The sequence below is a fragment of the Saccharomonospora sp. genome (assembly GCF_027317685.1).
GTDB lineage: Bacteria > Actinomycetota > Actinomycetes > Mycobacteriales > Pseudonocardiaceae > Saccharomonospora.
This window is the reverse complement of the sequence record NZ_DAHVQP010000016.1, coordinates 1-6,130: the sequence shown is the minus strand read 5'-3', so window position 1 is coordinate 6,130 and position 6,130 is coordinate 1. Positions and strand designations below refer to the sequence as shown.

Below are 6,130 nucleotides of genomic sequence, written 5' to 3'. Positions count from 1 at the left end.
GGATGCCTACCACGCGGTGTTCCACGACTTCGTGCGACGCATCGAGCCGGGCGGCACTTTGATCGTGTGTGCTGATGACGAGGCCGCTTCGGAGCTGGCCACCCGCGCTGAGGCGGACGGGGTGCGGGTGCTCCGCTACGGCCGTGCCGCGACCGGGGAGTCGGACGCCAGGGTGCTCGACTACAGCCCCGGCGAGGACGGCGGCACCGTGCGGATCATGCTCGGCGGTGAGCAGTTGCGGGTGAGGGTCGCCGTCCCGGGCGAGCACATGGCGTTCAACGCTGTGGCCGCGTTGCTGGCCGGTCTCGAACTCGGTGCCGACGCCGACAGCCTCATGGAGGGCCTGGCCGCGTTCGGTGGCGTGCGGAGGCGGTTCGAGTTCAAGGGCCGCGCGAAGGACGTGCGGGTCTACGACGACTACGCGCACCACCCCACGGAGGTGGAAGCGCAGCTGCGGGCTGTGCGGCAGGCCGCGGGCCGTGGCCGGGTCGTCGTGGTGTTCCAGCCACACCTGTATTCGCGGACCAAGGCGTTCGCTACCGAGTTCGCGGAGGCTCTGGGACTGGCCGACGAGGTCGTGGTCCTCGACGTCTACGGGGCGAGGGAGGAGCCCGAGCCCGGTGTCACCGGTGAGTTGGTGGCCTCTCGCATCAGTGGGGCGAACGCGCACTACCAGCCCGCGTTCGACCGCGCCGCCTCACTCGTGGCCGACCTGGTCGAGCCGGGGGACGTGGTGGTGACGATGGGGGCCGGTGATGTCACCCAGCTTGGCCCTGAGCTGCTCGCCGAGCTGGACCGCCGGGACAGGTGAGGGCACTTCTGTCGTGGCCACGACGAAGCAGCGCGCGTCCCGCCGCTTTCGGGCGGCGGTGACGTCCCCGGCGTCGTCACGTTCGATTTTTCGGGGCAAAAGCGCGAAATCGCGTCGACGTGGGGGCAGGTCGCGGCCGCGGCAGCAGGTGGTGCAGCGGCGGCGCATCGCTGTGCTGGGTGTGCTCACGGTGATCGCGCTGGGTTATCTGCTGTGGTTCACCCCGTTCCTCGGGGTGAGCACGGTCGAGGTGGTGGGTGTCCGCGAGGTCGAGGCCGATCGGGTGCGGTCGGTGGCGGATGTCCCGATCGACCATCCGATGGTGCGGGTGGACACCGACCGGGTCGCGGCGCGGGTGTCGGAGCTCCCCGGTGTGGCGGAGGCGGACGTGTCCCGCTCGTGGCCCTCGACCATCACGATCACTGTGACCGAACGTAGGGCCGTGGCCTACCACGAGAGCAGCGGGGGCGTCGAGCTCGTCGATTCGACCGGGGTGTTGTTCGAGCACCTCGATGCGCCGCCCGACGGATTGCCCAAGCTCGATCTGCTCGATCCCGGTCCCGCCCATGACGAGACCAGGGCCGTGACCGCCGTGCTCGCCGCGCTGCCCACCGAGTTGTTCGAGCAGGTGGTGTCGGCCACGGCCGTCACGCCGGGCAGCGTGGAGCTCGAGCTGACCGAGGAGCGCGTCGTGAGGTGGGGTGACGCGGAGCAGAACGAGTACAAGGCGAAGGTGCTGGACGTGTTGCTGACCAGGAAGGGCAGCGCCTACGACGTGTCGAGCCCGGAATTGCCCACCGTGTCGTGAGGCGAAGAAGATCGACGGGGCACGAAAGTTCCGTGCGCCGTTTCCGTGCGTCACCGAGCGTGCCGTCGGCTACGCCGTCGACTGACTGCAAGCTCCGACGCGAACGCGGCGGAAAGCTCATCGAAGGGATGAACCTCGTCCCGAGGTTCCGTTTTCGGGGTGGCCCGATAAGCCGGCGGTACGTACTGGCGCACAGGGTCGAGGAGACCGGAAGACACGCCGGTCACCTGGACATTCTCACCGAGCTGGTCGATAGTCGGACGGACGAGTAACCGGAGGTGGGTGCGCTGGTGTCACCGCGTTCGGGGCAGGGTGTGGCGAAAGACGTTTGCGACACGCCGTGTGCCTGCTGGATTCCGCGCTGCGGTGTGCCTACGGTCCGTCAGCAACGTTGGAAGTTGACATAACTTTGAACCTCTACTTCAGGTTCAGAGTTGGGCGGAGAATCCAGCACCGGTCGACGATCCAGCGCCGACGCACGACAGCACCACCACGATCAGGAAGGCAACCGATGACGCCCCCGCACAATTACCTCGCGGTGATCAAGGTCGTCGGAATCGGCGGCGGCGGCGTGAACGCCGTGAACCGCATGATCGAGGTCGGCCTGAAGGGTGTGGAGTTCATCGCGGTGAACACCGACGCCCAGGCTCTGCTGATGTCCGATGCGGACGTCAAGCTGGACATCGGCCGCGAGCTCACACGTGGCCTCGGTGCGGGCGCGTCCCCCGAGGTCGGACAGAAGGCCGCCGAGGACCATCGCGAGGAGATCGAAGAGGTACTCAAGGGTGCCGACATGGTCTTCGTCACCGCGGGCGAGGGAGGTGGCACAGGTACCGGTGGCGCTCCCGTGGTCGCGCAGATCGCGCGCAAGCTCGGGGCTTTGACCATAGGAGTTGTCACGCGGCCGTTCTCGTTCGAGGGCAAGCGCCGCGCCCGGCAGGCCGAGGACGGTATCCAGGCACTGCGCAACGAGTGCGACACCCTGATCGTCATCCCCAACGACCGGCTGCTGCAGCTCGGCGACATCGGCGTGTCCCTCATGGACGCGTTCCGTTCGGCCGACGAGGTTCTGCTGTCCGGTGTGCAGGGCATCACCGACCTCATCACCACACCCGGCCTCATCAACCTCGACTTCGCCGACGTCAAGAGCGTGATGTCCGGAGCGGGCAGCGCGCTCATGGGAATAGGGTCGGCGCGAGGGGAGGGTCGTGCGGTCCAAGCAGCGGAGAAGGCAATAAATTCACCGTTGCTCGAAGCCTCGATGGACGGTGCCCACGGTGCGTTGTTGTCCATCGCCGGTGGTTCGGACCTTGGGTTGTTCGAGATCAACGAGGCCGCTTCGTTGGTCCAGGAGTCCGCGCACCCCGAAGCGAACATCATCTTCGGTACGATCATCGACGACTCGCTCGGCGATGAAGTCCGTGTCACGGTCATCGCGGCGGGCTTCGACGCGGGCGCGCCGACTCACAAGAAGCTCGACCCCGGGACGTTCAGTACGCGTGGCACCGGAAACGGTGACTCCGCGCAGAGCGGTAGCGGAACCGCGACCTCCGGTTCCTCGGCGAGCGGGCAGCGTGATTCCGGCGCTCGGGCCTCCCAGGGGGACGCCGACAATCCCACGCCACCCGTGGTGCGACGGCAGCCGTCCACGGGGCGGGCGAGCCAGTCCGGCTCGTTGCCGCCGTCCCACGGCGCCTCCCGTGGGTACCCGTCGTCGACGCCGTCGCCGACGACACACCGGATGCACGGCAGCCTGCCCAGTCGCGCGTTCCCGGTGAACGACGACCCTTCCGACGATGACGACGACGTGGACGTGCCACCCTTCATGCGCCGCTGAGTTCCTGTCGGGCGGGACTAAGCTCGCGGACACCGGTATCGATTTCAGGTGTCGAAGGAGTTGACCGTTGTGCGCATTCGGCGGGTGGTGACCACCAGGGCAGGAGGGCGGTCGAAGCCACCGTTCGACTCGTTCAACCTGGGCGATCACGTGGGTGACGATCCGGAGGCCGTGGAAGCCAACCGTCGCAGGCTGGCCCGTGAACTCGGTTTGTCCAAGGACCGCCTGATGTGGATGGAACAGGTCCATGGCCGCACCGTCACGATCGTCGACGGCACCGAGACCGGCCCGGCCGAAGCCACGGACGCTCTCGTCACCGACAGGCCCGGCGTGGCGCTCGTAGCGCTGGTCGCGGATTGTGTCCCGGTGCTGCTCGGAGACCTGGAGGCCGGTGTGGTGGCCGCCGTCCACGCGGGCAGGGTAGGGGCTCGCGTGGGTGTCGTTCCGGCGGCCTTGGAGGCCATGTGCTCGATCGGCGCGCGTCCCGATCGTGTCGAGGTGCTGTTGGGACCGGCGATCTGTGGCGAATGCTACGAGGTCCCGAAGTCGATGGCCGATGACGTGGAGGCGCATCTGCCCGGCAGTGCCTGCCGGAGCAGGAAGGGAAGTCCCGCTCTCGACCTGAGGGCGGGACTGTGGCGACAGCTGGCGGATCTCGGAGTGGGTCGGATCGGGGTCGATCCTCGGTGCACGATGGAGGACGAGACCTTGTTCAGTCACCGCAGGAATGCTCCGACGGGAAGGATTGCGGCGGTCACGTGGATGGAACAGTGAACACTCGGCGCGCGGAGGAACTGGCCGCGGCGCTGAAGGAGATCACCGACCGTATCGAGCGGGCGTGTCAGCGAGTCGGTCGTTCGTCGGACGAGGTTCGGCTCATCGCTGTGACGAAGACTTTCCCCGCGGCCGACGCCGCCGCTCTGTTGGATCTCGGGGTGCGCAACCTCGGCGAGAACCGCGATCAGGAAGCGGCGGCCAAGGTGCGTGAAGTGGAAGAGCTTCGGCCGGACACCGATGTGCGTTGGCACATGGTCGGCCGGTTGCAGCGCAACAAAGCCAGGCCGGTGGCGCGATGGGCCGCGGAGGTGCAGTCGGTGGACTCCCTCCGACTGGCCGACGCGCTCACCAAAGCGGTGCGGGCGGCACTGGATGCCGGTGAGCGGGATCGGCCGCTCGACGTGCTCGTCCAGGCCAGCCTTGACGACGATCCGTCGCGCGGCGGCTGCCCTGTTGATGATCTTAGTGAACTCGCCGACGCGATAGCTCAGAGGAGTGATTATCTCCACTTGCGTGGCGTGATGGCCGTCGCTCCGCTCGGAGCCGATCCCGAACCGGCCTTCGAACGGCTGGCGTCCGCTGCCGAGAGGTTGCGGAGGGACCATCCCGAAGCGACCGAGATCTCGGCGGGCATGAGCGGAGATCTGGACCAGGCGATCGCATACGGCTCGACATGTGTGCGTGTCGGAACCGCGTTGCTCGGCGGTCGCGGTTTAGCCTCGCCCTAGCAAGGTCCACCCACAGCGGCGTCAGACTGTTCGGCCGAGTCGTTGGGCCGTAACACGTGACCGCGGAGGGCGAGGGAGAGGCATGAGCGCGCTGCAGAAGCTGAAGGCCTACTTCGGGATGGTCCCTGCCGAAGACGAGTACGACTTCGACGAGGACTACCGGCGCGACTATCAGGGCGGCGACTACGGCTCCTACGACGAGCCCGCGTACAAGGAGACGCAATCACGCAGGTCACGCCCTCGCTACCGCGTCATGGACGAGTTCGAAGAGGCTGAGAGCGTCTCTGCCCGTTCCCGGCGTTCCTCGCGCGGTGAGCCCGCCGTGCACGGGTCTTTGGCCATGGACCGGCAGCCTGAGCCCGTTGCGAGGGTGCGTCAGTTGGGGCAACAGAACCCGGCCCCGGAAACGAGCGGTTCGGTGGCGCGTGACCCGTTGAGCCGCATCATCACGCTGCACCCGACCAGCTATGCGGAAGCGCGGGAGATCGGTGAGGCGTACCGTGACGGGGCGCCTGTCATCATGAATCTGACGGAGATGGAGAACGCCGACGCCAAGCGTCTGGTGGATTTCGCGGCAGGCCTGGCTTTCGCTCTGCGTGGTTCGATGGACAAAGTCACGAACAAAGTGTTTTTGCTCTCACCCCCGGATGTCGACGTGACGGCGGAGGACCGCAGGCGAATCGCCGAGGGTGGGTTGTTCCTCCGCCACTGAGCCTGCGGGGAAGGTGTGGCAGAGTGGTGCCGTGGTCGCTGTCCGCATGATTCTGTATTGGCTGCTGTTCGCCTTCTGGTTGCTGCTCACAGCGCGTATCGTGGTGGAGCTCGTGCGCGCCTTCGCGCGTGACTGGCGTCCCTCCGGAGGGGTTGCGGTAACGCTCGAGACCATCTACACAGTGACCGACCCACCGGTTCGACTCGTGCGACGGATCATTCCGATCGTGCGGATCGGCGGCGTGGGGCTGGACCTATCGATTATGGTTCTGCTGTTGGTTGTGTTCATAGGAATGCAACTGGCGCTTCCCGGGTAACGGGGAACCCGGGTGGACCGGCAGGCCATGGAGTGCGTGAGGTGATCTGATGTCGTTGACTCCTGCTGACGTGCATAACGTCGCGTTCAGCAAGCCTCCGATCGGCAAGCGGGGCTACAACGAGGACGAGGTGGACGCGTT

8 protein-coding genes and 1 pseudogene are annotated in these 6,130 nt (G+C 66.8%); all 9 read left to right on the top strand.

The window, feature by feature from the left end; all coding sequences use genetic code 11:
• Nucleotides 1-811, top strand: an 811-nt coding sequence (locus tag M7H19_RS01295) for a cyanophycin synthetase (protein ID WP_298175988.1), incomplete at its 5' end; no start/stop codon positions are given.
• A 151-nt stretch (nucleotides 812-962) separates the two neighbouring features.
• Nucleotides 963-1,619 (top strand): FtsQ-type POTRA domain-containing protein, encoded by a 657-nt coding sequence (locus M7H19_RS01290; RefSeq protein WP_298175987.1) that lies wholly within the window; start codon nucleotides 963-965, stop codon nucleotides 1,617-1,619.
• 152 nt (nucleotides 1,620-1,771) lie between these two features.
• Nucleotides 1,772-1,891 (top strand): annotated as a pseudogene (locus M7H19_RS01285) (DUF664 domain-containing protein); the annotation flags it as partial.
• Between the two features lie 239 nt (nucleotides 1,892-2,130).
• Entirely contained in the window at nucleotides 2,131-3,456 is a 1,326-nt protein-coding gene (gene ftsZ / locus M7H19_RS01280) for a cell division protein FtsZ (RefSeq protein WP_298175985.1), read from the top strand.
• A 69-nt stretch (nucleotides 3,457-3,525) separates the two neighbouring features.
• Entirely contained in the window at nucleotides 3,526-4,230 is a 705-nt protein-coding gene (pgeF, locus tag M7H19_RS01275; RefSeq protein ID WP_298175983.1) for a peptidoglycan editing factor PgeF, read from the top strand.
• Nucleotides 4,227-4,961: a YggS family pyridoxal phosphate-dependent enzyme gene (locus tag M7H19_RS01270; RefSeq protein ID WP_298175993.1), complete on the top strand. Its 735-nt coding sequence runs from the start codon at nucleotides 4,227-4,229 to the stop codon at nucleotides 4,959-4,961. Before pgeF ends, M7H19_RS01270 begins: the two co-directional genes overlap by 4 nt.
• Before the next feature lie 82 nt (nucleotides 4,962-5,043).
• Nucleotides 5,044-5,673, top strand: coding sequence for a cell division protein SepF (locus M7H19_RS01265; RefSeq protein ID WP_298175981.1), 630 nt, complete (start codon nucleotides 5,044-5,046; stop codon nucleotides 5,671-5,673).
• Nucleotides 5,674-5,719: 46 nt separating this feature from the next.
• Nucleotides 5,720-5,989: a YggT family protein gene (locus M7H19_RS01260; protein ID WP_298175991.1), complete on the top strand. Its 270-nt coding sequence runs from the start codon at nucleotides 5,720-5,722 to the stop codon at nucleotides 5,987-5,989.
• 49 nt (nucleotides 5,990-6,038) lie between these two features.
• The coding region (locus M7H19_RS01255) for a DivIVA domain-containing protein (protein ID WP_277068136.1) at nucleotides 6,039-6,130 on the top strand (92 nt) is incomplete at its 3' end.

What these genes read in the sequence shown, in the direction of transcription:
- ftsZ (WP_298175985.1), top strand. Translation starts at nt 2,131, where the DNA reads ATGACGCCCCCGCACAATTACCTCGCGGTGATCAAGGTCGTCGGAATC.
- M7H19_RS01265 (WP_298175981.1), top strand. Translation starts at nt 5,044, where the DNA reads ATGAGCGCGCTGCAGAAGCTGAAGGCCTACTTCGGGATGGTCCCTGCC.
- M7H19_RS01260 (WP_298175991.1), top strand. Translation starts at nt 5,720, where the DNA reads ATGATTCTGTATTGGCTGCTGTTCGCCTTCTGGTTGCTGCTCACAGCG.